The sequence below is a fragment of the Enterococcus sp. VV15 genome, assembly GCF_005236045.1.
Classification (GTDB): domain Bacteria; phylum Bacillota; class Bacilli; order Lactobacillales; family Enterococcaceae; genus Enterococcus_B; species Enterococcus_B durans.
Genome location: NZ_QPTY01000015.1, coordinates 16,923 through 43,668, shown reverse-complemented (window position 1 = coordinate 43,668; position 26,746 = coordinate 16,923). Strand labels below are relative to the sequence as shown.

25 protein-coding genes, 1 other RNA gene, 2 pseudogenes and 1 other annotated feature are annotated in these 26,746 nt (G+C 37.7%); of the genes and pseudogenes, 20 read left to right on the top strand and 8 right to left on the bottom strand.

The window, feature by feature from the left end; all coding sequences use genetic code 11:
- Positions 1 to 26: 26 nt before the first annotated feature.
- The 3 genes from DVW83_RS07215 to DVW83_RS07205 all read left to right on the top strand — a co-directional run bounded on the left by DVW83_RS07215 (position 27) and on the right by DVW83_RS07205 (position 3,492).
- Entirely contained in the window at positions 27 to 803 is a 777-nt protein-coding gene (locus DVW83_RS07215; RefSeq protein WP_104660781.1) for a DeoR/GlpR family DNA-binding transcription regulator, read from the top strand.
- Positions 800 to 2,185 (top strand): M24 family metallopeptidase, encoded by a 1,386-nt coding sequence (locus tag DVW83_RS07210; RefSeq protein ID WP_104660780.1) that lies wholly within the window; start codon positions 800 to 802, stop codon positions 2,183 to 2,185. The genes DVW83_RS07215 and DVW83_RS07210 overlap by 4 nt, the downstream gene beginning before the upstream one ends.
- 266 nt (positions 2,186 to 2,451) lie before the next feature.
- Positions 2,452 to 3,492 carry a family 20 glycosylhydrolase gene (locus tag DVW83_RS07205; RefSeq protein WP_137239185.1) on the top strand — a complete coding sequence of 347 codons (1,041 nt, stop codon included), beginning with the start codon at positions 2,452 to 2,454 and terminating at the stop codon, positions 3,490 to 3,492.
- Here the strand turns inward: DVW83_RS07205 and DVW83_RS07200 are convergent.
- Positions 3,486 to 3,824: a potassium channel family protein gene (locus tag DVW83_RS07200; RefSeq protein WP_224784466.1), complete on the bottom strand. Its 339-nt coding sequence runs from the start codon at positions 3,822 to 3,824 to the stop codon at positions 3,486 to 3,488. The genes DVW83_RS07205 and DVW83_RS07200 overlap by 7 nt on opposite strands.
- A 391-nt stretch (positions 3,825 to 4,215) precedes the next feature.
- Here DVW83_RS07200 and DVW83_RS07195 point away from each other — a divergent pair.
- Positions 4,216 to 4,636: pseudogene (locus DVW83_RS07195) on the top strand (MerR family transcriptional regulator).
- A 369-nt stretch (positions 4,637 to 5,005) separates the two neighbouring features.
- On the opposite strand, the gene DVW83_RS07190 reads toward DVW83_RS07195, so the two are convergent.
- Positions 5,006 to 6,139, bottom strand: coding sequence for a trans-sulfuration enzyme family protein (locus DVW83_RS07190; protein WP_104660776.1), 1,134 nt, complete (start codon positions 6,137 to 6,139; stop codon positions 5,006 to 5,008).
- A gap of 256 nt (positions 6,140 to 6,395) precedes the next feature.
- Here DVW83_RS07190 and DVW83_RS07185 point away from each other — a divergent pair, with 256 nt between their 5' ends.
- From DVW83_RS07185 to DVW83_RS07175, 3 genes are read left to right on the top strand one after another with little or no spacing between them, the layout of a single operon-like run.
- Positions 6,396 to 6,758: a Rid family detoxifying hydrolase gene (locus DVW83_RS07185; protein WP_104660775.1), complete on the top strand. Its 363-nt coding sequence runs from the start codon at positions 6,396 to 6,398 to the stop codon at positions 6,756 to 6,758.
- A 10-nt stretch (positions 6,759 to 6,768) separates the two neighbouring features.
- Positions 6,769 to 8,100 carry a CoA-disulfide reductase gene (locus tag DVW83_RS07180; protein WP_137239183.1) on the top strand — a complete coding sequence of 444 codons (1,332 nt, stop codon included), beginning with the start codon at positions 6,769 to 6,771 and terminating at the stop codon, positions 8,098 to 8,100.
- A 14-nt stretch (positions 8,101 to 8,114) separates the two neighbouring features.
- Complete coding sequence (locus tag DVW83_RS07175; RefSeq protein WP_137239181.1) at positions 8,115 to 9,533, top strand: cation:dicarboxylate symporter family transporter; 1,419 nt, start codon at positions 8,115 to 8,117, stop codon at positions 9,531 to 9,533.
- 209 nt (positions 9,534 to 9,742) lie between these two features.
- On the opposite strand, the gene DVW83_RS07170 is transcribed toward DVW83_RS07175, so the two are convergent.
- Positions 9,743 to 10,408 carry a helix-turn-helix transcriptional regulator gene (locus DVW83_RS07170; RefSeq protein WP_104660718.1) on the bottom strand — a complete coding sequence of 222 codons (666 nt, stop codon included), beginning with the start codon at positions 10,406 to 10,408 and terminating at the stop codon, positions 9,743 to 9,745.
- A 217-nt stretch (positions 10,409 to 10,625) separates the two neighbouring features.
- Here DVW83_RS07170 and DVW83_RS07165 point away from each other — a divergent pair, with 217 nt between their 5' ends.
- The 9 genes and pseudogenes from DVW83_RS07165 to DVW83_RS07125 all read left to right on the top strand — a co-directional run bounded on the left by DVW83_RS07165 (position 10,626) and on the right by DVW83_RS07125 (position 19,725).
- Positions 10,626 to 11,186, top strand: coding sequence for a GNAT family N-acetyltransferase (locus DVW83_RS07165; protein WP_104660717.1), 561 nt, complete (start codon positions 10,626 to 10,628; stop codon positions 11,184 to 11,186).
- Between the two features lie 295 nt (positions 11,187 to 11,481).
- A complete protein-coding gene (gene alsS, locus DVW83_RS07160) occupies positions 11,482 to 13,146 on the top strand; it encodes an acetolactate synthase AlsS (protein ID WP_104660716.1) in 1,665 nt (554 codons plus the stop codon).
- Between the two features lie 12 nt (positions 13,147 to 13,158).
- The gene (budA, locus tag DVW83_RS07155; protein WP_104660715.1) at positions 13,159 to 13,869 is read left to right on the top strand and encodes an acetolactate decarboxylase; all 711 of its coding nucleotides are present in this window, start codon (positions 13,159 to 13,161) and stop codon (positions 13,867 to 13,869) included.
- 220 nt (positions 13,870 to 14,089) lie between these two features.
- Complete coding sequence (locus DVW83_RS07150) at positions 14,090 to 14,578, top strand: GAF domain-containing protein (protein ID WP_104660714.1); 489 nt, start codon at positions 14,090 to 14,092, stop codon at positions 14,576 to 14,578.
- Positions 14,579 to 14,844: 266 nt separating this feature from the next.
- A complete protein-coding gene (locus DVW83_RS07145; protein ID WP_104660713.1) occupies positions 14,845 to 15,108 on the top strand; it encodes a hypothetical protein in 264 nt (87 codons plus the stop codon).
- Between the two features lie 303 nt (positions 15,109 to 15,411).
- Positions 15,412 to 15,660 (top strand) — a binding site (T-box leader).
- Between the two features lie 101 nt (positions 15,661 to 15,761).
- Positions 15,762 to 16,599 (top strand): annotated as a pseudogene (locus DVW83_RS07140) (SAM hydrolase/SAM-dependent halogenase family protein).
- Between the two features lie 46 nt (positions 16,600 to 16,645).
- The gene (locus DVW83_RS07135; RefSeq protein WP_005876741.1) at positions 16,646 to 17,197 is read left to right on the top strand and encodes an ECF-type riboflavin transporter substrate-binding protein; all 552 of its coding nucleotides are present in this window, start codon (positions 16,646 to 16,648) and stop codon (positions 17,195 to 17,197) included.
- 16 nt (positions 17,198 to 17,213) lie between these two features.
- Positions 17,214 to 18,902: an ABC transporter ATP-binding protein gene (locus DVW83_RS07130; protein ID WP_137239179.1), complete on the top strand. Its 1,689-nt coding sequence runs from the start codon at positions 17,214 to 17,216 to the stop codon at positions 18,900 to 18,902.
- Positions 18,892 to 19,725 (top strand): energy-coupling factor transporter transmembrane component T family protein, encoded by an 834-nt coding sequence (locus DVW83_RS07125; RefSeq protein ID WP_005876744.1) that lies wholly within the window; start codon positions 18,892 to 18,894, stop codon positions 19,723 to 19,725. The genes DVW83_RS07130 and DVW83_RS07125 overlap by 11 nt, the downstream gene beginning before the upstream one ends.
- 185 nt (positions 19,726 to 19,910) lie before the next feature.
- Here DVW83_RS07125 and DVW83_RS07120 read toward each other — a convergent pair whose 3' ends face one another.
- Positions 19,911 to 20,291 carry a PH domain-containing protein gene (locus DVW83_RS07120; protein WP_104660709.1) on the bottom strand — a complete coding sequence of 127 codons (381 nt, stop codon included), beginning with the start codon at positions 20,289 to 20,291 and terminating at the stop codon, positions 19,911 to 19,913.
- Between the two features lie 672 nt (positions 20,292 to 20,963).
- Between DVW83_RS07120 and DVW83_RS07115 the strand changes: the two genes are divergently transcribed.
- Positions 20,964 to 21,110, top strand: a complete 147-nt coding sequence (locus DVW83_RS07115) for a hypothetical protein (RefSeq protein ID WP_224784465.1) — start codon at positions 20,964 to 20,966, stop codon at positions 21,108 to 21,110.
- A gap of 243 nt (positions 21,111 to 21,353) precedes the next feature.
- Here the strand turns inward: DVW83_RS07115 and ssrA are convergent.
- Positions 21,354 to 21,721: a transfer-messenger RNA gene (gene ssrA, locus DVW83_RS07110) on the bottom strand.
- A 168-nt stretch (positions 21,722 to 21,889) separates the two neighbouring features.
- Positions 21,890 to 22,663, bottom strand: a complete 774-nt coding sequence (locus DVW83_RS07105; RefSeq protein ID WP_104660708.1) for a Cof-type HAD-IIB family hydrolase — start codon at positions 22,661 to 22,663, stop codon at positions 21,890 to 21,892.
- Positions 22,664 to 22,806: 143 nt separating this feature from the next.
- Between DVW83_RS07105 and DVW83_RS07100 the strand changes: the two genes are divergently transcribed.
- Genes DVW83_RS07100 through DVW83_RS07090 form a run of 3 tightly spaced genes read left to right on the top strand, consistent with a single transcriptional unit; the run spans position 22,807 to position 25,293 of the window.
- Positions 22,807 to 23,163 carry an SdpI family protein gene (locus DVW83_RS07100; RefSeq protein ID WP_104660707.1) on the top strand — a complete coding sequence of 119 codons (357 nt, stop codon included), beginning with the start codon at positions 22,807 to 22,809 and terminating at the stop codon, positions 23,161 to 23,163.
- Positions 23,138 to 23,854, top strand: coding sequence for a response regulator transcription factor (locus tag DVW83_RS07095; protein WP_104660706.1), 717 nt, complete (start codon positions 23,138 to 23,140; stop codon positions 23,852 to 23,854). The genes DVW83_RS07100 and DVW83_RS07095 overlap by 26 nt, the downstream gene beginning before the upstream one ends.
- Positions 23,854 to 25,293, top strand: a complete 1,440-nt coding sequence (locus DVW83_RS07090) for a sensor histidine kinase (RefSeq protein ID WP_104660705.1) — start codon at positions 23,854 to 23,856, stop codon at positions 25,291 to 25,293. The genes DVW83_RS07095 and DVW83_RS07090 overlap by 1 nt, the downstream gene beginning before the upstream one ends.
- A gap of 194 nt (positions 25,294 to 25,487) precedes the next feature.
- On the opposite strand, the gene DVW83_RS07085 is transcribed toward DVW83_RS07090, so the two are convergent.
- Both DVW83_RS07085 and DVW83_RS07080 read right to left on the bottom strand, forming a co-directional pair.
- Positions 25,488 to 25,997 carry a hypothetical protein gene (locus DVW83_RS07085; protein ID WP_104661041.1) on the bottom strand — a complete coding sequence of 170 codons (510 nt, stop codon included), beginning with the start codon at positions 25,995 to 25,997 and terminating at the stop codon, positions 25,488 to 25,490.
- 6 nt (positions 25,998 to 26,003) lie between these two features.
- On the bottom strand, positions 26,004 to 26,708 hold the full coding sequence (locus tag DVW83_RS07080; protein WP_137239177.1) for a hypothetical protein: 705 nt from the start codon (positions 26,706 to 26,708) through the stop codon (positions 26,004 to 26,006).
- Positions 26,709 to 26,746: the final 38 nt, after the last annotated feature.

Below are 26,746 nucleotides of genomic sequence, written 5' to 3'. Positions count from 1 at the left end.
TAAACTATCACTTAGGAGGCGATTTCATGCTGATGGAAGATCGTTTGACGAAGATAAAAAATAGTTTAAAAGAACATCAGAGTGTCACTATAGAGGATTTGGCAGAAGAGCTAGGTGTATCAAAAGATACGGTCCGTCGCGATTTGATTAAACTAGAAAAACAAAAATTTTTACGGAGGACACACGGCGGGGCAATTCTGCCGGAAGAAAAAGCACCTATTTTTGACTATGAACAACGAGCAAGCAAAGCCAATCAAGTGAAAATCGCATTGGGTGAAAAAGCAAGTTCATTCATTGAAGAGAACTGTTCGGTCATCTTCGATTCTTCCACTACAGTTGAGAATGTGATCCATCATTTATCTGATAAAAAAATAAATGCTGTTACAAATTCCTTGGTGCATGCAATGTTACTAGCAAAATTAAATGGCACGACTATTTCTCTTTTGCCTGGAAAACTACACAAGACGCAATTGTTTCTTCATGGTACAGAAACGATTGAACAATTGAAGCAATATAAAGTAGATTATACTCTTCTTGGAATCTATGCTTTATCAAGTGAGGGAGTGTTCATCCATACGAAAGAGGAAGGATTGGTCAAAAGACAGATGGTCAAACAAGCCGCTACTGTCATTGCTATTGCGGATCATACGAAGCTGGACAAAACTGGGTTCTTTAAAGTATGTGAGTTGGCGGAAATCGATGTGCTAGTTACGGATCGTCCTTTATCAAAAATGCTAGAGGAAGCATTAATTCAAAATCATGTAATTTGCGTATGTTTAGAGAAAAGGAGCACGAAAAGATGAGCAAAAAAATCATTCTAACCACAGTGAAGGAGCCAATGACATTTTTAGATGTCCCACCTGTTTTCTTGACTGAAGAAACAATGGAAGAAAGAAAAAATAAGTTGATCACACGTATGAAAGAAGAAGGAATCGATACACTAGTTATTTATGCAGACAAAGAACATGGAGCGAATTTTGAATATTTGACAGGATTTATTCCAAGATTTGAAGAGGGATTATTGGTGGTTGAAGCAAGTGGCAACGATACTTTGATCGTAGGGAATGAAAATCTAAAGATGCATGCTCATTCAAGGATTTCAACGAAATTGATCCATTATCCGCCTTTTTCACTACCAAATCAACCGATGACAAATGAAGAATCTTTAGCGGAAATTTTTGCTACTCTAGGGTTTAAGGAAAAAAATAAGATCGGATTGATCGGTTGGAAGATGTTCAAGACTCAGAAAGTTGCCGCTTCCAAATTATTTGACCTTCCATATTTCATTGTTGAAGCGATCAGACAAGCTATTGATGCCAAAACTGAACTTATAAATGCTGTTTATCTGATGATTGGAGAAAACGGTGTTCGTAGAGAAAATAATGCAAATGAACTTGCGCATTATGAGTATGGAGCAAATTTAGCATCAAGATGTATGCTCAACGCACTTAATAAAATTGAAGTTGGTATCAAAGAAGTTGAAGTGGCAGAACAACTGAATGGCGAGGGGCAAACCAATACAGTGGTCACGATCGCAGCTACAGGAACGCGCTTTGACTATGCTAATCTCTACCCCACACATAAAAAAATCAAACAAGGTGATGCCTTGTCTTTGACGACTGGGTTTAAAGGAGGGCTTTCTAGTCGAACAGGATTCGTTGTTGAAAAAGCAGAGGAGTTACCTGTGGAGCAAGCCGATTATTTAGAGCGGGTAGCGAAACCTTATTTCAAGGCGATTGTCACTTGGCTTGAGAATCTCAGAGTTGGTTTGATCGGAAAAGAAATGTATCAATTGATTGAATCTGTATTACCGAAGCAGCTGTTCCATTGGCATTTGAATCCTGGACATTTAACAGCCGATGAGGAATGGATGGCCTCTCCTATCTATGAGGATTCCACAGAATGCCTTGCTAGTGGCATGATTTTCCAACTGGATATTATCCCATCTGTTCCCGGTTATACTGGGGTCAGTGCAGAAGAATGTGTAGCAATTGCAGATGAAGACCTTCGTACCTCGATCAAAGAAAATTATCCTGAGTTATGGGAAAGGATCTGTATCCGTCGAAACTATCTTGAGAAAGAACTGAATGTCTGCTTGAATAAGGATATTTTGCCTCTTTCGAATACGGTTGCTTACCTTAGACCTTTTTATTTGGCAAAAACAAAAGCTTTACGGGTGACATAAAAATATCTGTGGAAAGAATCAAATGGAAGCATAGATACAAGAAGGAAGAAAAATGTCACGAAAATTATGATCCGACTATTTGAGAATTACAGCCTATTTTGAGTAGATTGGTTCTGCCTTGGGTGTTTATTCGTATTTAGAATGTGGGGTGAAAGTATTCTTTGCTTTTATCTCACTTTTCTACAAGTTACTTTAATTAGGAGTAGATTTTTTTACTAAAGTAGCTTATAGTTTTTCTTGAAAACGTTTTAAATAAGGAGGGCACTGTGAAAAAAATACTTTCGATCGATGCAGGCAGAAAATATTTTTCAAAAGAACAATTGGAAACCATCATTGAAAAAGCTTCTCAAGCTGGTTTTACAGGAATCGAAGTGATTTTAGCAAACAACGGACTACGTTTTATCTTGGACGACATGGCGATCAATGGACAAGTCCAATACTATGAAAGTGAAAAGGTAAAAGAGGCATTAATCAAAGGAACGAAAAAATATTATGATGATCCAAATGGCTGTTATTTATCGCAAAAAGATATGGACTATTTGTTGCAATCCGCAAAAAAACGAAGCATCGAACTGATACCGGTAATTAATAGTCCCGGACACATGGATGCTATAGTTGAGGGAATGAGACATTTAGGTATTCAAGCTCCTGCTTTTCGCACATCACGAAGTACCATCGATTTAGCGAATCAAGAAGCGGTTGACTTTACGCGTCAATTAGTAAAAAAATATATAGACTATTTTTCGGGAAAAGTAGATTACTTCAACCTTGGCTGTGATGAGTATGCGAACGATGTAAAAACAGAAGGAGGGTGGCTAGGACTCCTAGATAAAGGGGATTATGCGAAGTTTATAGACTATACGAATGAACTTGCCGCAATGGTCAAAAACAATAAAATGGAACCAATCGTCTTCAACGATGGTATCTACTATAATGCAGATGAACGCTATGGGCAGTTTGACCCCGCGATCATCGTTGCATATTGGACAGCTGGTTGGAAGGGGTATGAAGTATGCCCACCAGAATTTTTACTAGCTAAAGGGCATCGTTTGTTGAATACGAATGACAGCTGGTACTGGGTGATTGGGCGTAATACAGAAAAAGATGGGTATTACCATTTTGAACAAGTGCTAGAGGGCATCGAAAGGACCAAGATAAGTCAGGTGCCAGCGGCTGTTGAAAAATTGCCGATTATTGGAAGCATGTTTGGCATTTGGGCAGACGATCCCGAGCGCCCGTTCGAGATGCAGGCGCTCGATCAATTGATTACTCGTTATTCTAGTTACTGGCATCAACAGTTTCAATGATTGTGGTGTCTTGAATCATAGGTATGGACGTAATTTTTCACTAGGATCGAAATAAAGATACTCATAATTCCTAATCCGAATGTCGCGTATAGGATGGTGAATAATTTTCCTAATACTGTAACAGGATGGATATCACCAAAACCGATAGTGGTCAGTGTAATGAAACTCCAGTAAAAAGAGTCAAATAAGGATACTTTTTCGAGAAAAGAAAAGCAGAACGTACCAATGGTTAAAGTAATCAACATTACAGAAAGCAGTGCCCGCATTTCTTCTTTTCTCAAAATAGAAAAAAATGTTTGAAACAATTTAAGTGTTGCACGAAAAAGGAACATCATCATGACCTCCTTTGAGTAGATTTTATACTGTAAAGTTTACCATATGACTAAGATAATCGCTTTATGATACCTATAAGGAACACTGATTATCATAGCTGATTGAGGAGAGTCTGTTCATATTTGTTGTCCATCACGGAAATAACTGACATTTGATCTTAAAAATTTTCATTTGCAATTTGACTTGGAGAAACGTATGATTCTTTTAGTATATCGTGAGAAGTATGAACTTAGAGAATCAAGCTATTTTTTACGAACACGATTGATTAGTAACAAAATAGAAAATGGTTTCCTCCAATCAAACAAAAGCAGATCTCAATTGCACCATTAGTTGGATGTTTGATCTTGATCAAAGGACCATACATATCAGTTAAAATGAGGTGAACAACTAGTGAATATCAGAGAAGTAAGTGAAAAAAAGGGAATATCTCCAGATACCTTGCGCTATTATGAAAAGATTGGGTTGATCCCTCCTGTTCATCGGACAAAAGGAGGCATCAGAGATTATACGGAAGAAGACTTGAATTGGGTAGATTTTACCATTTGTATGCGCAATGCGGGTCTTTCGATCGACTCTTTGATCACCTACAATAAATTATGTGAACAAGGAAATGAAACAATCGAAGCACGAAAAGATTTGCTGATTGAAGAGAGTCAGCAATTAGCGAAAAAAATCGAAGAGATGCAGGAATGTTTTGATCGATTAGAAGGGAAAATAAAAAATTACGATCGACTCCTAGTAAAGAAATAAAGAATGTATAAAAAGAGGTCGAGACAAAAATCGTTTAGGTTTGAGAAATTGGGTTCTATAATAATTGGTGTTGTTACTCTTAGGAGTAGGAACACCAATTATTTTTTTATAACAAAAAGACATCTGGTTGCCCTATAATTAAATCACCAAACCAAGTCATAGAAGGAAAACCAAATGTCCACTAATAAGAATATCAAAATTAAAGAAAAAAGCATAGACAAAATGATCAAACAAATATTAAAAACTATGGTGAGAAAAACGATGTTGAGACAAAAGTGTTTCTTACTTTTGTCCCACGCTCGTTTTTTGAAATTTACGAAAAAACTGACTTTTGGACGCCGTTTATTCGAGTGTCTGTAGTAAAACTTAGATTTGTCCTACATTCTTTTCTTACTGTAACTGTTGTCTCAAACATTGTATCAGCACACTGTCATTCAAGTGCTTGTGCCAAGTCTTCTATTAAGTCTTCTTCATCTTCTATCCCACAAGATAGACGGACGAGTGTTTCCGTCACCCCCATTTTTAGCCGTTCTTCTTCTGGCATACTCGCATGTGACATTGCCCAGGGATAAGAAAGAATCGATTCCACGCCACCAAGACTGACCGCAACGATTGGCAATCGACAGTTAGTAAATAAAGACTGGATCTGATCGACCATTTCCAATTCAAAAGAGAGAATTGCTCCAGAGTTCTCACATTGTTGGTGATGCACTTGATACCCTGGATGTTGTGCTAATCCAGGATAATAGACTTTTTTTACTTTAGTGTGTTCAGATAGAAAGGTGGCGATTTTAGAAGCATTCTTGATGGATTTCTCCATTCGTAATCCCATCGTTTTTACTCCACGCAATAGTAGCCAAGCATCTTCTGGTCCTAAGATCCCACCTAATGCGATCTGATGCTCCTTTAATTTTTTATAAATTGCTTCTTGATTTGTAGCAACTAAGCCAGCTACTACGTCGCTATGTCCATTGATAAATTTAGTTGCACTATGTATGACGATATCTACGCCTAAGGATAAAGGGTGTTGCGAGAGTGGGGACATAAAAGTATTGTCGGAAACGGTAAGAATTCCATGTTTTTTGGCAGTTTCCGCTACTTTTCTAATGTCAGTGATCGTCAATAATGGATTTGAAGGTGTTTCGATATAAAACATTTTTGTTTCTTTTTTAATTGCTTTTTCCCAAGAATCATTATCTGTTTCATCTACGAATGTACAGTCAATCCCAAATCGTGAAAGAAACAAATGGATGCTATGGAAGGTGCCACCATAAATGTTTTTTCCTAATACCAGATGGTCACCTTTTGACAGTAAAAACAAGACCGCATTGATGGCAGCCATCCCAGAAGAAAAGGCCAATCCAAAAGTAGCATCTTCTAAAGAGGCAATACATTTTTCAGCAGTTTCGACCGTAGGGTTCCCAAAACGCGTATAGCTAAATCCTGTATGGGTAAAGACATCTTGCTGATGAAAAGTCGATGCTTGGTATTTGGGGATGGATGAAGCACCAGTAACAGGGTCGATCATCGGATAGTCATGCAGTAACTTCGTATTGATTTTCATGAATCGTTCCTCCAAAGTTTGTTTTCATTTGCGCATTAAAAGTAGCATACTCATTCTCTCTATGTCAACGTTTTCTTGATAAAAAATTATCAAAGATATTTTTCATTTAATAACGTCGTTTATTATAAAAATATACAATTATACTAATTTTTCTACATATAAAAAAACTAAAAAACATTTGACTGATATGGCTTATTGTGATAATTTTTTATTGGAATATTTTTTTGATAAAAATTTATCACTCAAGGAGGGAACAATGACGAAAGAAGAAATAAAAATGCCTTATGAGAAGTACCGTCGAGCAAATGATTTTATTTTTATTTCAGGACAATTGCCAGTAGATCCAAAAACAGATCAACTAAGTGGCTCAACGATCGAAGAACAAACGAAGCAGGTAATGGTAAATATAACTGATATACTCAAGGATTTAGAACTAACTTTTGATCATATTGTAAAAGCTACTTGTTTTTTGGCGGATATTGAACATTTTGCAACATTCAACCAAGTATATCAAGAATATTTTGGTGAGCGTTTTCCTGCTCGCTCTGCTTTTCAAGTAGGGGCTCTGCCGAAAGGTGCTTTGATCGAGATCGAACTGATTCTAATGGAAGAAAGTTAGGAGGGGGAAAATGAAGATTGTGATCATCGGTGGGATAGCGGCCGGCATGAGTGCAGCAGCAAAGGCTAAGCGTCTGGACCCATCCACTGAAATAATCGTGATTGAACAAGAAGAGTATGTTTCATTCGGGGCATGTGGACTTCCCTATTATTTAGGGGAGGAATTCAGTGATGAAAACGAAATGTTTGCAAGGACACCAGAACAAATAGAGCGCTTGGGCATTCGTTTGTTATTAAAGCACAAAGCTCAAGCGTTAGATAGCGAGAAGAAACGAGTGCTAGTGGAGGATCTAGCAACAAATGAACGATTCTACGAGAAATATGATCGCCTGATGTTGGCGGTAGGTGCCAGTCCATTGCTTCCAGCTATTGCGGGCAGTGTCTCCAAGGATGTTTATACGGCAACTAAATTATCAGAGATCAATAGATTTAAACAAGCGCTACCGAGCTATAGAAAAATCACCATCGTTGGTGGTGGTTTTATTGGGTTGGAATTAGCGGACCAATTGGTGAAAACAGGAAATGAAGTACATATAATTGAAACAAAAACAGAATTGATGAACCGAACATTCGATCAGGAATTTTCAGAGAAAATAGCAGAAGCGATCCAAGAAAAAGGTGTGAACCTCCATTTAGGAGAGTCAGTAGTAGCTATAGAGCAGCAAGATGGGCGTGTCCATGCTATACAGACAAGTAAACAGCGATATAAAACTGATGCAGTGCTGTTTGCAATAGGATTCACCCCGAATACTGGATTCTTGGATGGACAACTCGATTGTTTGGAAAATGGTGCTATCAGAATTGATACTTACGGACGAACTTCGCAAAAAGACATTTTTGCCGCCGGTGACTGTGCCTCGATACCTCACCGTTTGTTGGGAGATGTTTATCTACCATTAGCTACGACAGCGAATAAAATGGGACGAATCGTGGGGATCAATATCAGTAGCGAGAAGGTAACAGAAGAATACGTAGGTGCATTAGGTAGTAGTGCGATCAAAATCGGAGACTATGAAGCCGCTAGTGTCGGGCTTACAGAAAAGACAGCACAACAAGCAAAATTGGACTACAGTACTACTTGCGTAGAGGTAGCAAACCATTCGAACTATTATAGTGTGCAGGAAAAAATAAAAATCAAGCTTGTGTACGACAAACAGACAAAAGTAGTGTATGGAGCCCAATTATTTGGTAAAAATGAAACGGTACTCCGTTCAACAGGGTTAGCTGTGGCAATATATGGACAAATGACGACTAAAGAACTAGGATTTATTGATTTTGCGTACGCTCCTCCATTTGCTTCCACGTGGGAAGCAATCAATGTCGTTGCAAATACTGCAAAATAAAGGAGATGGATAAAGTGATCGATGCCCCTTTTTTTACTCAATTTTTAAAACTAAGTAATTTTTATACAGTCTTTGGACTGGTCTTATTGTTAGGTTCATTAGCTATCATGAAATATATGAAAGATAAACGAGTCAATTTTTCAAAACGAATGATCTATGCTTTGATACTGGGTCTGATCTTAGGGGTTGTTGTGGATCTAGTTGGTTCCACTAATGAAGTCTATGCGAAATTTGCTCGAACAGAAATCAATACATGGTATGCATTAGTTGGATCGGGCTTTTTAAAAATGATCCAATTATTAGCTATTCCGGTCGTGTTTTTATCGATCATCAAAGTCGTGGTGGAAGTAAAAGGCGAGCGCCTGAAGCATCTAACAGGGAAAACTTTTGCCACATTACTCGGAACAACTGCGATCTCTGCATTGTTAGGTATACTTGTTGTGAAGCTGTTTCAACTGAATGGTGCAGAGTTTGCTGGTGATCTGGCAGCAGAACGAGTCGAAAACATGGCTAATATCGCTTCGCAAAGTTTCCCGGAATTTTTCCTTAATCTTGTGCCTAATAACATCATCAGTGTCATGGGGAACAATGGTAGTATTGTCTCAGTCGTGATAATTGCGGCAATGTTTGCCGGCGCGATCCGTTTTTTAGAAGTAAAAAAACCAGAACAAGTTGCGCCCTTTGTGACTCTGCTTGATTCCTTGAAAGTGACTGTGAATTCGGTGCTGACAAATGTCATCAAATTGATGCCTTACGGTGTGGTAGCATTAGTGAGTAATACGATCATTTCCAGAGGTATCCAAGCAATCATGGGGATGATCGGCTTTATCGTAGCATTATATACAGGTGTTATACTCATGCTTATCGTGTACGTGTTCCTTCTTATGGTACTGGGTGTCAACCCGTGGATCTTTTATAAGAACGCCTTCACGACTCTATTATTCGCTTTTTCATCCCATTCTAGTGTAGGTACTTTGCCTTATACACTAAAAACATTGAATGGAGATCTGGGTGTTTCATTGGAGACGTCAAATTTTGTCGCTACATTAGGAACATCGATTGGAATGAATGGGTGTGCTGGGGTATTCCCTGCGATGTTAGGTGTGTTGATGGGCTCGGCTGTTGGTGCAGAAATGAACCTTTCCTTTTATATTTTAGTGGTGGTCGTAGTTACAGTTGGCTCAATTGGTATAGCCGGCGTACCAGGTACAGCGACAGTCGCTGCAACCGTTACATTGAATGGATTAGGTTTTGGTCACACATTGACAAGTATCGGTGCGATTTTTGGGATCGATCCGATCGTTGATATGGGACGTACCATGTTGAATGTAGCTGGTGCGATGGTTTCTGCCATCATGGTAGATAAGTGGGAAGGGACATTTGATAAGGAAGCTTTCTTGGCACCAGTAACGAAAAAGACAAGTGAAGAATAAATAAAAGAAAAAAAGTGTAGAAAGGATGAGGTTGGGACAGAAGTGTTTAACTCCGAGAAATAAGAAGAAATTCACGAAAATTGCTTTTCAAATTTTTGTGAATTTCGGCTTATTTAAGAAGGAGTTGCTTCTGCGCCCACCGTTTATTCGTTTTTAAAGAATGAGATAGAAGTGTTTCTTACTTTTGTCCCACGCTCGTCCTTTCTTTTTCATTTTGTTTTTTCGGCTATTTTAAGGTAGCGATAGACACTTGGATCAGAAATATTTAGGATCTTAGCCACTTGTGAGACTGACCCTTTGATTTGGAATACCCCTTTTTCATTTAACTGACGAATGATCTCAACTTTTAAATCTTTATTTAGCGTGATTTGTTGATTCAATAAGTCTGGCGAAACAATCGAATAAATGATTCCTTCAATCGTTTCTTCCAAGATCTCAACAGAGTCAGAGAATAAAGCAGTGTCTAATGCGATATGAGAGTGTGATTCTTTTGCTAAGCCAGCTAATCCCAGTATTTCTTGTGACAACTGCTGATATTTACTTATATCCTGATTGATACACAACAATCCAACCAATTCATTTTGATCATTTCGAATAAAAAAAGTAGCACCCTTCAAATTTTTTCCGTTGATTGTCTGGGATTTGTAGTTCACTAAATAGTCTTGTGTCAGATGCTTTTTTGAACGAATCAAGTCCAAAGCGAATCCAGTTACCGGTGAATCGATATCTCGACCGCTGATATAATTGTTTTCGATGGCGGCAATATGAAAGTGGTCCTCTTCAAGATTGTGTAGAACGATTTCATAATTTTCACCTAAAGCTTGGCCAAGAAATTTGACTAATGAACTATAAAAATTCAAATTATTTTTATCCATTTTATCACCTGATAATTTTTTATTACCTCTATCATATCATGTATGCTTGTCGCTTTCATTAGAAAAATCGAAGAGAGTCGGTGGCAAATGGTTTTAGATGCAGTATCCCTGTTCGCATCGCCAGCTTTTTCTTATAGGATATTTGAACAGATGGAATCAGAAAAAATGAGCTGATCTCGCCTTTTTTTATTTTGACGATCAAGGATGGCTATCTAACGTGCTTAATGCTATAATTGTCCTTAAAAAATTTTACCTTAATATGAATGGGATGATAGAAGCAGTGACGAATTTTTTGAACGCAACCATAGAGCAACTACCACGAATCGTTGAAATCTATAATCAAGCAATTCCTGGCAAGATGGCTACAGCAGATTTGAAACCAATCACAGTAGAGTCAAGAATTGACTGGTTTGAAGCGCATCACCCTGATCATCGGCCTTTATGGCTTATCGAAGAAAAAGGAGAAGTTGTTGGTTGGATCAGTCTTAGTGATTTTTATGGACGGCCAGCCTATGATCAAACGGTAGAAATCAGTATTTACATTGATCAATTCTGTCAGAAGCTTGGACTTGGGCAAAAAGCGTTGCATTTTGTCGAAAGTCAGTTGTCACGTCTGAAGATTGAAACAGTATTAGCCTTTATTTTTGATATCAATCAAGCAAGTCAACGCCTATTTGAAAAAAATGGCTATGGGACTTGGGGACATCTACCAAAAATCGCACACATGGAAGATCGTGTGATCGGATTAAATATTTTAGGTAAGACGTATCGTTCATGAGAATAGGCCAAGAGGATGAGACTAAAGTAAAAATTACTTTTAGCTCATCCTTTAAATTTGAAGAAAAGTACAGAAGCAAACTGTCAAAGGGAAAATCGAAGTCCTCAAAAATGTGAAAAGTGTTTTTTGGATTCCTGCTTATTTTTGAAGTGTATCACTTCTATCGCTATCTTTTTTTACATATCACTACACAAATTGCTTGATTAGTGCTAAACTTCATTTTGAAACAGGTTTTAAAACTGTACTAATCAATGTCTCTGTTTTTAATTAAATGGAATGAAAAAGGAGAAAAACAATGGCTGATAAAGTGAAACAAGGATCTAAAACTGTAGTAGAAAGTCTGATCAATCATCATGTGAATTATGTATTTGGGATTCCAGGTGCAAAAATCGATGGTGTGTTCAATGAACTAGAAGATGGCGGCCCTGAGTTGATCGTTACTAGACATGAACAAAATGCGGCTTTTATGGCTCAAGCAATCGGGCGTATCACAGGTGAACCGGGCGTAGTGATTGCTACAAGTGGACCAGGAGCAAGCAACCTAGCAACTGGGTTAGTTACTGCTACTGCAGAAGGTGATCCTGTTCTTGCAATTGCTGGTCAAGTAAAACGTAGTGATCTGCTAAAATTGACACATCAAAGCATGAATAACGCGGCATTGTTCCAGCCTATCACAAAATATAGTGCTGAAATCCAAGATCCAGAAACGATTTCTGAAGTAATCGCAAATGCCTATCGTATGGCAAAAAGCTCTAAAAAGGGGGCAAGCTTCATCAGTATCCCACAAGATGTAGTTGATGCACCTGTTAAAAATGCAGTAATCCAACCTTTGAGAGACCCTCAATTGGGATCAGCATCAGCTTTAGATATCGACTATTTGGCTGAACGTATCCGTGAAGCTAAATTACCCGTCCTGCTTGTAGGAATGCGTGGGTCAAGTGAAAAAGAAACCACAGCAATCAGGAATTTAGTTGAAAAAACAGGCTTGCCTGTAGTAGAAACCTTTCAAGCAGCAGGAGTGATCTCTCGTCAGTTAGAAGAACATTTCTTTGGTAGAGTCGGACTATTTAGAAACCAACCTGGAGATATGTTGTTGAAACGTAGTGATTTGGTCATTGCAATTGGCTACGACCCTATCGAATATGAAGCAAGAAACTGGAATGCCGAAAAAGATGCGCGCATTATTGTGATTGATGAAACGCCAGCAGAAATTGATCCGTATATGCAGCCTGAAAGAGAATTGATCGGAAATATCTCAGAAACATTAGACCTATTGACTGTTTCCTTAGAGCCTCAACAAGTATCTGTTGACGCGAAGGAATATCTTGCTTCTTTACAAGAAAAACTTGCGGCAAGAGATATCGTTGAATCAAAAAGTGAAGAAGGAATCTTGCACCCATTAGAAGTGATCAATACACTTCAAGCAAAAGTAACAGATGACATGACTGTAACTGTTGACGTCGGTAGTCATTATATCTGGATGGCACGTCATTTTAGAAGTTATGAAGCACGTCATCTATTGTTCAGTAACGGTATGCAAACATTAGGAGTTGCCTTACCTTGGGCTATTTCTGCGGCGTTAGTTCGACCAAATACACAAATCATTTCAGTATCAGGGGATGGCGGTTTCTTGTTCTCTGCACAAGATCTTGAAACAGCAGTACGCAAAAAATTGAATATCGTTCATTTGATTTGGAATGACGGTCGCTACAACATGGTAGAATTTCAAGAGATCATGAAATATCAACGTTCATCTGGTGTCAACTTTGGCCCAGTTGATTTTGTAAAATATGCAGAGGCATTTGGTGCGAAAGGGTTACGTGTGACAAATGTGGAAGAATTGGATAAAGCATTAGCAGAAGGATTTGAAACAGAAGGTCCTGTGATCATCGATATTCCGATTGATTACCGTGACAATGAAAAATTAGGCGAAACGATTTTACCAGATCAATTTTATTAAGGAGATGCGAGCATGAGTGAAAAGGTATTGTATCAACACGGAACCTTAGGCGCATTGATGGCCGGCTTGATGGATGGAACTGAAACGATCGGTCAAGTACTCGAACATGGAACGTTGGGACTAGGCACATTACATGGATTAGATGGAGAAGTCATTTTCTTGGATGGAGAAGCCTATCAAGGTCGTTCTGATGGCGCAGTCATACGATTGACAGGAGAGGAACTGACGCCTTATTCTGCCATTACAGACTTCACAGCCGATCGTTCATTTGATGTAACAGCAGCAACAAAAGGCGAAACATTAAAGAAAGACATCCTTGACAAAGAAGATGGGAAAAACTTGTTTTTAGCGATAAAAATCACAGGAACCTTCAAAAAAATGCATATCCGAATCATGCCAAAACAAGAAAAACCTTATCGAAGATTAGCCAAAATTTCTGAATCGCAACCGGAGTTCTATCAAGAGAATGTCCAAGGTACGCTCGTAGGATTTTTTACCCCAGAACTATTCCAAGGTGTAGCAGCAGCTGGGTTCCATTTGCATTTTATTGATGATACCAGAAAATTTGGTGGGCATGTCATGGAATTTGAATTAGCGAATGGTACTGTTGAAAGTAGCCAAATCGAAAGCTTGGTCCAACATTTTCCAGTAAATGATTCGACTTTTGTTCAAAGTGAAATCGACTATGCAGATTTGGAAAAAGAAATCCAACAAGCAGAATAGATACGGCAATCAAGCAATCGTGGTTGTGTTACCAATAAAAATGAGAGAGCGTGGGACAAAAGTGTGACTGGCTTTTTCTCACGCTCTTTTATTGTTTGAGGATGAATAGAAAGCGGTGGCATGCGGAAAAAACAAATTTTTCAACTCTTTTAAATTTATAGACTAGTCAGACCACAATTTCTAGGCTATAATTTCTTGCATAGAAGGAGTGGATGGGGTCATGTGGACAGAGAAACAAAAAAAGGATGCATACCAGATATTATTATTACAGCAAGAAGGACTATTGGAAGCTGAAGACAATTGGTTAGCTAACTTAGCCAATTCTTCCGCACTTTTAAATGAGACCCTACCAGAAACAGTTTTTGCCGGCTATTATCTTTTCGAGGGCGAAGAATTGATTTTAGGACCCTTCCAAGGACGAGTGTCTTGTACGCGAATCAAAATGGGCGAGGGTGTTTGTGGGGAGTCTGCACAAAAACGGATCTCATTGATCGTTGACGATGTTAAAACCCATGAAAACTATATTTCATGTGATTCAGCAGCGCAGTCTGAAATCGTCGTACCAATGGTCAAAAACGACCAATTGATCGGAGTATTAGACATTGACTGTGGCGTCACCAATGGCTACGACCACATCGATCAAGAAAACTTGGAGAAATATGTAGCGCTTTTAGTTGAAAATATGCCAATTAGTGTTATTTCTAAATAAAAAATGAGGATGAAATAGCAGTGTCGAGCTGAAAAAAATAAGAAGAAACTGAGAGAGTTGCGGTTCAATTTTTGAAAATGTTGTTTATTTTTTCGATGAAAGTCCTTCTGTTTCTATGATTTCTCAAAATTTAGCGGATGAGGTGAAAGTATTGTTACTATTGCCTTATTTTTTTTAAATATTATAATAGTTTTTAGTTTTCATAATCTAATTTCAATGTTATTATCATTTTATAAAATGATAAAACGATTAAAGGTGGATGAGATATGAGTAACGAAGAAATCATTTTAGGACAAAAATATGCTTGCCGACCGATTGGCTTAAAAAACAAAGTAATTGGTGAAGTGATCAGTAAAATGGAAAATTGTATCGTTTTATGTGTAGAGGAATACCAAGAGTGCGACCATGAAGAAATATTAGAAAAATGCGGTAAAGTTGTCGCAAAGTATTCGGAAGTTTGTGCATTGCATGAGATTGAAGCGGTATTTACCACACCAGCTAGAATTTATGAACATGCAGTTGTTTCTTAATTCATCACTAGTATCATATTGATAGCGCTCTGAGCAATTAAGAAGAATGCTTGAAACGGTTCATTTTACATCGGAAATTCAGTAATAGAGTCTGGGACAAATCTCAGTTTTGCTACAGACTCTCGAATAAATGGCATCCAAAAGTCAGTTTTTTTGAAATTTCTCAAACCTAACCGACTTTTGTCTCGACCTCCTAATAGTAAGTAACCAATCTTAATTAGGTTTATTTTCACCATTAATAAAAATAAAATTTTATTCTTGATTGACAAATCAAATGAACTCTGTTATTTTATTACCAATCATTAAAACGCGATGAAAAAGAAAGTAGAGTAACCATGTACGCTAAAGAGAATTCCTGCTTGGTGAGAGGGGATGCGCATCAATTACTTGAAAATGGCTTTTGAGCGGATTTCCCGAATTTATGAAGGAAATACGGTTGTCCCCGTTAATAAGGCACAGTCTCCAAGATGCAAACTTTTTGGGTACTGATCGAGATGAAATCTGTGAGGATTTTATGATTAAAGGTGGTAACGCATGTCCAATGCCCTTAGCAAATTTTTTGCTAGGGGCATTTTTTGTATTTGCTTTTAAGCAAGGATGACTATCTCATAAAGAGACTCATCGGATATAAAGAATTGGAAGGTGGACGAATTATGGCAGGCTTTTTAGGTAGTACAAACCGATTTTGGATTGCAAGAGGGTCCGGTAAATGCAATGTATCGAGTGGCTTATCAAGTTGAGTCCAACTTGATCATCAATAATCTCACTCACGAGTTTGAACCATACAATATTCATGATGCAAGTTACCGTCTATTGCAAGCAGCAAGTTATTGGCCAGCGCGCACGGTATTTGTTTCGGTTGCTGATCCTGGAGTTGGTTCAACGCGTCGAAGTGTCGTGGCAGAATTAAAAGATGGGCAATATATTATCACGCCAGACAATGGGACATTGACATATTTGGCACAATACGTAGGAACCAAAGAAGTCAGTCAAATTGATGAAGAAACACAGCACTTGCTTGGTTCATCAGAAAGTCATACATTCCATGGACGCGATGTCTATGTATACAAGGGGGCTCGACTAGCTAGTGGAAATGTACGATTTGACGAACTAGGTTCAGTTATTCCAACGAGCAAGTTGGTAACATATTGATTGCTCCTATTCAAAATGAACATAAGACGACAGGTACGATCGATATCACCGATATTCGTTTCGGCTCACTTTGGACGAATATTCCGGTGGATTTTTTCAAAAATTGGCAAATTGAATATGGACAAAGTTTACTAGTAAAAATATACTATCAAGGTATAGTCCGTTACCAAGATGAGGTTGTCTTTGGACGTTCGTTTGCTCAAGTAGCGTCAAAAAAATCGGTATTATACATCAATTCATTATTGAACGTTGGGTCAGGGGATCAATCTGGATTCATTTTCAGCTGTATATAAGATCGGAACAGGCAATGACTGGACGATCGAACTGACAAAGAACTAAGAAAAGAAGCACTTATTACGTATTAATTAAAAAAGGGGTAAAAAGTATGAGTAAGAAATTCACGGTAAAACACATTGTAGCAATTGGTATCGGCGCAGCGGTCTTCTTCATTTTGAAACGTTTCGTAACTATTCCAACAGGGATTCCTAATACGGATATCGCAACGGCGTATCCTTTCTTGGCATTGTTAGGCGTTGTTTATGGCCCTATCGTTGCAGGGTTAGCAGGCTTTATCGGCCATGCACTTGGTGACTTGACGACCTATGGGGCATGGTGGTCATGGATTATTGCTTCAGGTATTTTAGGTGTCTTCTTTGGCTTGTTAGCTAAACGTATCCCGATCGAACAAGGAACTTTTGGGAAAAAAGAAATTGGGACGTTTCTTGTTGGTGAAACGATCGCCAATTTGATTACATGGGTAGTGATTGCACCAATCGGAGATATCTTGATCTATGCAGAGGCACCAAGCAAGGTCTTTACACAAGGTATCGTTGCAGGGATCACAAACGCGATTGTAACAGGTGTTATCGGTGTTATTTTGCTAAAAGCCTATGCGCAGACGAAAACGAAAAAAGGTAGCTTAAATAAAGAAGATTAGAACGTGAGGATATAAAATGATCGAGTTTCATGATTTTACATTTCAATATGATAGCCAAGCCGAACCCACACTGAAAAATATCAATTTGTCCATCAAACAAGGAGAAAAGATTTTGATCATGGGTCCTAGTGGCTCAGGAAAATCTACCTTAGGGAAATGTTTGAATGGTATCATCCCGCAAAATGAAAAAGGTAGTTTTACTGGGAGTTTGAACATCAACGGGAAGTTGTTTGGCGAATCCACCATCTATGACCTTTCGTTAGATGTGGGGACAGTATTGCAAGATACGGATAGCCAATTTGTTGGCTTGACCGTTGCTGAAGATATTGTATTTTCATTGGAAAACGAGATGATTGAGCAAACGGAGATGCGCAAGGCGGTAAATTATTGGTCTGAAAAAACCAATCTATCGGAACAATTAGAAAAACGCCCACAAGATCTCTCTGGTGGTCAGAAGCAACGTGTAACGATGGCTGGCGTGTTGATCGATGAAACGCCGATCCTTTTGTTTGATGAACCTTTAGCCAATCTCGATCCACAAACGGGGTATGAAGCGATTCAAATGATCGACCAGTTGTATCAGTCGCAAAAATTTACAACAATCATTATCGAACACCGTTTGGAAGAAGTTTTAGCAGCACCAATCGATCGTGTTATTCTAATGAACGAAGGAACGATCATCGCAGATAGCACGCCAACAGAATTACTAAAAAGTAACCTTTTGACAATGTATGGTATACGCGAACCTTTGTATATCTCTGCTTTGAAACGTGCGGGTATTTCTTTGGAAGAGTTTTCTGATCTAACGCAGGTCGATCAACTAGTTTCCCCAGAAATAGCAACGGCATTATCCAAGGATCAGGGAGAATTCAAAGCAATTCCGTTAAAAGAAACGCCATTACTGACACTGAAAAATATTTCCTTTGTCTTTGGGGATGAGCAAGTCATCAAAAAAATTGACTTGACACTCTATCAAGGAGAAATGGTCAGTCTTGTTGGGCATAATGGGGCAGGCAAGTCTACGCTGTCGAACCTGATCACAGGTTTTTATCCTCTTCAAACAGGTGAACTATTGTGGAAAGGGCAATCCATTGCAAATGAAAGTATCAAGGAGCGAGCCGACAAAATAGGTTACGTGTTGCAAAATAGCAATCAAATGCTATCGAAGAATATGATTTTTGAAGAGGTCGCATTAGGGTTGGAGAACCAGGGTGTCGATCCTGAGGAGATCCAAGAAAAAGTTTTTGACACATTGAAGGTCTGCGGACTCTACGAATTTCGTAATTGGCCAATCTCTGCATTGAGCCATGGGCAAAAACGCCGAGTAGCAATTGCAGCTATTTTAGTACTCGAGCCTGAATTGCTGATCCTTGATGAACCTACAGCGGGGCAAGATTATTACCATTATAATGAAATGATGACCTTTTTACGCACGTTGAACCAGCAAGGGATTACCATCTTGATGATCACCCATGATATGCACCTGATGTTGGAACATACCCGACGGACGTTGGTATTGAAACAAGGACAGATCATCGCGGATGAGCCCCCTGCCAATGTCTTATCTTCGGCAGAATTAGTTGCCTCAGCAAGTCTGCGTGAAACGAGTCTCTATCGTTTGGCACAAAACAATTATTTAGCAAATGCCACCGATTTTGTGTCGGCATTCATCCAGCATGAGGAGATGTCTACTGATGGCAGATAATAATTTGATCGGTTATTTGCCGAAAAAAACGGTGATCCATCAACTTAGCGGCTTCACTAAATTGTTGTGTTTTTTAATGATTTCAGTAGTTGGGATGATTTCTTATGACACACGTTTTTTGCTAGTTCTTGCGCTTTTCTCTATTATTCTTTTTCGAACAGCAAAAATTACGTATCGTGAGATTTCCTTTGTATTGAAATTTATCGCATTCTTTTCGATTTTGAATTTGCTGACAGTTTATCTATTTGCACCAGAATATGGTGTGACGATCTATGGAACAAGACATGTGATTTTTGAAGGAATCGGCCGGTATACACTCACACAAGAACAACTTTTTTATGAGTTCAATCTGCTAATCAAATATTTCGTCACGATTCCACCAGGGTTGATCTTTATTTTGACGACGAACCCTAGTGAATTGGCATCAAGTATTCATCGAGTAGGTGGATCATATAAGATAGCTTATGCTTTTTCTTTAGCATTGCGTTATATCCCAGACATTCAAGAAGATTTTCGAACGATTTCAAAAGCACAGCAAGCTCGAGGAAATGAGCTATCCAAGAAAGCCTCGTTGATGAAACGAGTACGTGGCAATTTAACGATTGCGATTCCTTTGATTTTCTCCAGTTTAGAACGAATCGAAACGATTTCTTCGGCGATGGAGCTTCGTCGTTTCGGTAAGAAAAAAAGCCGCACTTGGTTGTTAGCTAAACCCTTGAAGCGCAACGATTATTTGGCATTATTACTGGTAATCTTATTGTGTGCCGCAGGGATCTCTTTATTGTTCATCAATGGCGGACGCTTTTATAATCCGTTTCGCTAGAGTTTTGGATATATGTCTCAAGACAAAAGAAATGGAAGACTGAAAATCTTTTTTACGATTTTCAGTCTTCCAGTTTTTGTTTGTTAGTGAAATCCTCATTGACTTATTTATTATCAAAAAAATTGATTTTTCGGTGGATTTTCTGTCAAAAACAAGGACGGATCACTGTTAGATTGGTTCAATAGTTAGAATAAAACAGCAGAAGCTAATGCTTGTTGAATAGCTACAATATTTTTGTCCTTGCGGAATTGTAGACTCTCGGCTGGAAGTTCAGCGCTAGAAATCCAAATTTTCAACTCTGCATCTAAATCAAAATGACCGCTTGTTTCTACAGAAAAACGTGAGATCGATTTATAAGGAATCGACTTATATTCTACTTTTTTACCAGTGACGCCTTGTTTGTCAACAATAATCAATCGTTTGTCTGTAAAAACAATTAAGTCTCTTACTAATTTAAAAGCTAAATCCACGTTTTCATTAGGGACTAAAACCCCTTGTAGTTCGTTTTCTACAGATTTATTATCATGTTGTGCAGCATTTCCCATTAGTCCATCGAATAATCCCATTTCTTGATTCCTCATTTCTGATATAATAGATTTGTCATTTTTAAAAGATGGTCCGTGTGGCAACACGGGTTTTAATTTTATAAAAGAAAGCGACAAGACTTTCTAATAGAACCGATTCATTTTTCTCCGAATAATTCAGTTTGCATTCATAAATTTTGATAAGATATCTTCCTAAAAGTCCTTTTTAGTTTTTTACTAAAGAATATACTTGATCTTCATGATCATGTATTCACAAATGCATAGGAATAGTAAATCAATATCTACGATGAACTATATATTTATGATGACTTAAAAACTGATGTGTGTCAATGAGTTAGTCGAATTTTAGTTTACAAATAGAACCGTCGAAAAATAGTTTAGGAATTTTTTAGGAGAAAACGAAATAAATGCAGAAATCCGTATTACTTTAGTTGTTACTGAAACTGCTGACTAATACTTGTTACATAAAATTTCGAGCAAATTGGATTTATTAAAGAATACAATTATGATGATATTTATAATAATATTATCAAATGAATAGTGGTAATGTGGCGAGAAAGTCGACAACTAAAATAGCAGATAAACCAAATAAGAAAAACATTTAGATTTATGGATTTAATTATTGGAAGGTTGATGAGTAATGATCACGATTATGGATTATCCAGAATATAAAAAAAGTATCCAGAAAAATCCATGTCAGAGTGGTCTGCGTATCAGGCTCCGTTAGTTTTAGAAAATATGAGGGAAGAGTATCAAGATGTGAAGCAACAGTTGAGTGGATCCGAGCAATTCAGGGCGGAAGAAATCATTCAAGAATATGAACAAGAATTCTTAAAGTAGCATTCACGTCAAGCTATTATTAAGCTTTTTGATGTGAACTAAAAGAAGATTTAAAAATCCAGACTACAAAAGATTTCATTTGGGGACCATTCGATAAATTAACTCTTTGGATTTCCCTTTTCTTAGAAGGATATTGTGATGCGAAAGAAATGCAAAATTTTTTCATTCTTCTTCTTGGTCAAAATAAAAAAACGTTGATTTAACAACGTTTTTCATACATGTTTATCTGTCTCAACAATACATATATGGAGACGGCGGGAGTCGAACCCGCGTCCAAACACATCGACACTTAAAAATCTACGTTCATAGTCAACTCATTTGAGGTTTCGCTTTACAGCTTGCCGAGTGACAGGCATTCTGTATTGCTAGTCTGATAATCTCTTTTAAACTTTACAGACGGAAAAGTTTAACGTATCCCACTAAATTTGAGACCCTTACTCGAGCACATGGGCGATGCCGAGAGGATCTACGCTAACTGTTTTTAGGCAGCTAAAGCGTAAGAGTTGTTTTCGTTTTTAGCAGTTATATTTAACTGTAACGTTTTAACGTAGACGTAACCTACGAAACGCAATTCAAGCTCGAACTGTGCCTGTCGAATCCGTAACGTCCCCGTAAAGATACAAGGGTTACGTATATTTTCATACAAAGCATAGTATACCATAATCTTTCTTTTTTTCAAGGATAAAGAGTTAATTCATCTATATACGGAAACATTGGATGATACGGTAAGCACCAACAGTATTTAGTATAAGGAGTTACCGCATCATTTCCTGTTTGATCTAAATCAAGTCGAAATGTTTCAATGCGTGGACGATCCCACCTTCAGTATTTTTCTTTGTAATAAAGGTCGAAAGTTCTTTCAAGCCATCATACGCATTTCCCATAGCGATTTTATTGTCACAGGCTTCTAGTAGAGCAAAGTCGTTTGGACCATCGCCAAATCCAAATGTCGGTACATCTGCCAAATCCATTTCTTGTTTTAGATGTTTGACACCAACACCTTTAGAAATCCCTTTTTTGACGGTATCGATAGAGTAAGGGCCATTTCGATAAAATGTCAATTCTGGAAAATATTCATGGTAGTATTCATCACCTGATTTTGACAGGATCAATAGCATGTTGATTGGATGATCCAAGAAAGCATACGGATTGATTTCTGGAACAGTTGAATGAATGAAATCGTACGCTTCGATCATTGTTTGATCGTGGCCAGTACACCAAATATTTTGATGATTATAAAAAGATAACTGGTGACCTTGGCTAGTGACATGATCGAGCATTCTCTGACACTCATCGGTAGAGAATTTTTCTGAATGGATTTCTTTTCCATCTACGCTGATGTAGGAACCATTCATTGTTACCGCAGAAGTAATACCGGCATCAGACATGATATGCTTGATCTCCGCTTCTGTTCGGCCCGTCGCAATGACTGGCAAAACATTATTTTTTTTCAATGCTTCCATAGCGTTTGCCACTTCGGGTGTGATCCTTGAACGAGAATCTAATAAGGTTCCATCAAGATCGAAAAAAGTAATCGCACGATAATTTGACACACAAAAAACCCCTTTATTATTGGATTAACTCTATCTTAACAAAGTTTGAATAAAAGACAAACGTTTCGTGAAGAATTCCTGAATATATTGGTTCAAACCAACTTTTAGAGTATACTAGAAGGAGAGACTTAGGAGGGGATTGGATGATTTTTTTTACTGTCGGAATCGGATTGTCATTCATTGGGATACTATTTTTACTTGTACCTTCTAAAGGGAATATCCCGTTTTATGGCTACCATTCACCACGTGCAGTCCAGTCAGAAGAACATTTTCGCTTAGCGCAAAAAACGAGTGGTAAATACTTTTTGCTTTTTGGCTTATTGATGGCACTTATTGGCTATTGGCTAAAAATTACAGGACATACGAATTTTTTTATAATTGAAATGCTGGTGTTGGTTTTTCCAATCATGCCTATTTTTATATTAACGGAAAAAAGACTTCAAAAAATGGATGATGAACTTGGGAGGAATAAAGATGAATATTTTGATGATCGAAGATAATCAATCCGTATCAGAAATGATGCAGATGTTTTTTTTGAATGAAGGATGGGAAGCAACATTCAAATACGATGGTAAAGAAGGACTGGATGCATTTCTAGAGAAACCGAGCTACTGGGATATGGTGACGTTAGATTTGAATTTACCAACGATGGATGGGATGATTGTCGGACGTGAGATCAGAAAAGTGTCCAGTACGGTACCGATCATTATGCTGACGGCACGAGATTCAGAGAGTGATCAAGTGATCGGCTTAGAGATGGGGGCAGATGATTATGTTACAAAACCCTTTAGCCCGTTGACTTTGATTGCACGTATGAAGGCATTGCATCGCCGCAGTGAATTAGTTGAAACAAAAGATGAAGCTGGGAGCTTCGATCAGCATTTTGATATCCAAACGGACCATTTTAAAATGAACACGAAAACACGAGAAGCTTATTTAAATGAAAAACCAATCGAAGGATTGACACCCAAAGAATTTGATTTATTGTTTACGTTAGCCAAAAAACCTCGCCAGGTGTTTTCACGGGAACAACTTTTGGAATTGGTGTGGGATTATCAATATTTTGGAGATGAACGCACGGTTGATGCACATATCAAAAAATTACGCCAAAAAATTGAAAAAGTAGGGCCGCAAGTCATCCAAACAGTTTGGGGTGTGGGCTACAAATTTGATGATTCTGGTGTTGCCTAATGCGGTATCTTTATCAACAATTATTAGCTTTTTGTGGAATGATCGTCCTGATTATTTTGATCGTAGGGGTTTCGTTTACACAATTGACGAAACAAACGATCGAAGAAAACAACTATCAACAATTGTTTGGTTATGCAGAGTCAGTTGAAAAATCGACGCAAACTTATTCGGATACATTTCCGCAGATGACACAAGATCAAGCATTTCAAAATGCACTCTTTTTCACTGAACAAGTATTGTCTGAACAAAATGTCAATTTTATTTTTATTGACAAAAATGAGCGAGTCATCTATCCAACAAATAATACGATATTGGATTTTTCGATAAATTCGAATCAGTGGGAAAATCTGCGAAGTGGTCGACAAGTAAAATATACCTCGAACAAGAATATTTTAGGACAAAACCAAGCAACCTCTTATGCACTTGTTCCTTTTAACTTAGACCATGAATTTTATGGCGGATTAGTGGTTAGTCAGCCAGCTAGAAACATTGATAATAGTGTACGTTCCGTTACTCTGAATCTTTTCAAAGGATTCATTTTTTCGAGTATTATTGCTATTATCGGTAGCTATGGATTTGCAGCTTTCCAGGTGAAACGGATCAATCGTTTAAGAAATGCGACAAAAGAAGTGACGAATGGTAATTTTGATGTTCAATTACCTGTACATGATAAAGACGAATTTGACGAACTAGCTGATGATTTCAATAAAATGACGAATTCTCTAAAAGAGTCACAAGCAGAGATCGAAGAGCAAGAAAATCGTAGAAGGCAGTTTATGGCAGATGCGTCGCATGAAATGCGTACACCTTTAACGACGATTAATGGATTACTTGAAGGGTTAGAATATAATGCAATTCCAGAGAATCAACGGGACAATGCCATCAAGTTGATGAAAAATGAAACAGAGCGATTGATTCGCTTGGTCAACGAGAATTTAGACTATGAAAAAATACGAACGAATCAGATCAGTATGGTCATCAAGAAATTCAATGGAACAGAAACGCTGGAAAATATCGTTGCACAATTAGAAGCGAAAGCAGAGGCGGCTGGCGATGCTTTGGTACTGAATGCAGAACCAGATATAGAAATATATGCAGATTATGATCGCTTTGTTCAGATCATGGTCAATATCATTCAAAATGCGATTCAATTTACAGAAAATGGAACGATTACGATCTCTTTGGAAAAGGGGTATCTGGAAACGATCATCAAAATACAAGATACCGGTATCGGGATGTCAGAACAGCAGATGAAGAGCATTTGGGATCGTTACTATAAAGTAGACCCGTCAAGAAAAAATACCAAATATGGTGAATCTGGATTAGGCCTGCCGATCGTTCAGCAATTGGTTCGACTCCACAAAGGTAAATTGGAAGTTGAGAGCGAACTAGGGAAAGGAACGACCTTTACAGTTAAACTGCCAGATGTTGAACTCTAGAGTATATGGAAAAAGAGATCGAGACAAAAGTCGTTTAGGTTATTTAGATTTGAGAAATTGGAGAAAAGAAACGAACAATACGTTTTTTGTATTGTTCGTTTTTTTTTTTGAAATTTTCCATAAATCTGACTTTTGGACGCCATTTATTCGAGAGTTTGTAGCAAACCTGTTTTTTAGATTTGTCCACATTCTTTTTATTTATCTTGTAAAGAATCTACGTATTGACTGCGAGCAATCGTCTCATCATGTGTAAGAAGTAATAGTGCTACGTTTTGCTTTTTGACTAGACGTTCAAGTAAATCAAGCAGTTCTTGAGTTTCGGCAACAGTTAATAGATCAAAAAAATCTTCTAGAATGATTTGCTGTTTTTTTGCTAATAAAGCATGTAATAATTGTAATTTGATCTTTTCAAAAAGAGTAAGATCATCTGGCTCTTGATCTAGTAAAAACGAGTCTAGATTTAGTTCTTCTTGGAACATCAAACGAGACTGCTTATTTTCGGGAATGTTCAAGAGTACTTGATCTTTAACTTTTAAATAAGGGAACAATGGCCAATCTTTCTGAACAAGTAGAGGTTCATTTTTACTTGTAAGAAAAACTTGCTTTTTTAGTTCCTTCAAAATTTCAAGATTGTTGTGGTCACTCTTTTGATAGAGTATCGCAGTGAGTTTACCGTTGGAAAGGGTACGATCAAATGGTGTCAAAAAAAATCATCCTTCCTTTTTTAACCGATGATAAAATATAGAAAATTGGAGAATACTCAAGGTCATACTGGTACCTGCCAGCATAAGAACTGTTTGGTAAAATCCTTTTAATGTGTCAATAAGAAAAAGATCATTCACAAAATCAATCTTGAAGAATGTTTGTTGATCCATTGGAATAGCTAATTTTGATGTAGTTGCTAAAGAATGGATATCTGGCATATCAAAGAATTTCAAACAGAGAAAGTTGATTTGTTGAATCATTTCTTGGTAAGAACGTTGGAAGAGCACGATCCATAGTAACAAGACCGTACAACAAATCAATAGAGGCAACATCAATTGCCAGGCAATAAAAAGAAAAATTTTTCCTTTAGATAGTCCAGCTAAACGCCAGTTGATCAATTCTTGACTATCCTGACGAAGCGATCGTTGAAAGAAAAAAATGAACATCACAGAAAATATAGTCAATAGTATGACAATAACTTTCAAATAGAATTGTCTTATCGTAACGATTGAGGGCAAGTTTGCTTTTACTGCGGTAATATCTAAAAAATTGAGACGTTCCTGTACTTGACTATAGATAGTCGTTTGTACATGGTAAAGGTTACAGGCAAGCATCAATAAAAAGGCAGCGATACTTGAAAAAAGACAATGAAATATCGTCTGTTTTTTATAGTAGACTAAACGAGCTGTTGAATACCGAATAATTCGCATCTTTTTTCACCTCTAATCAATTATAAAAAATGAATATG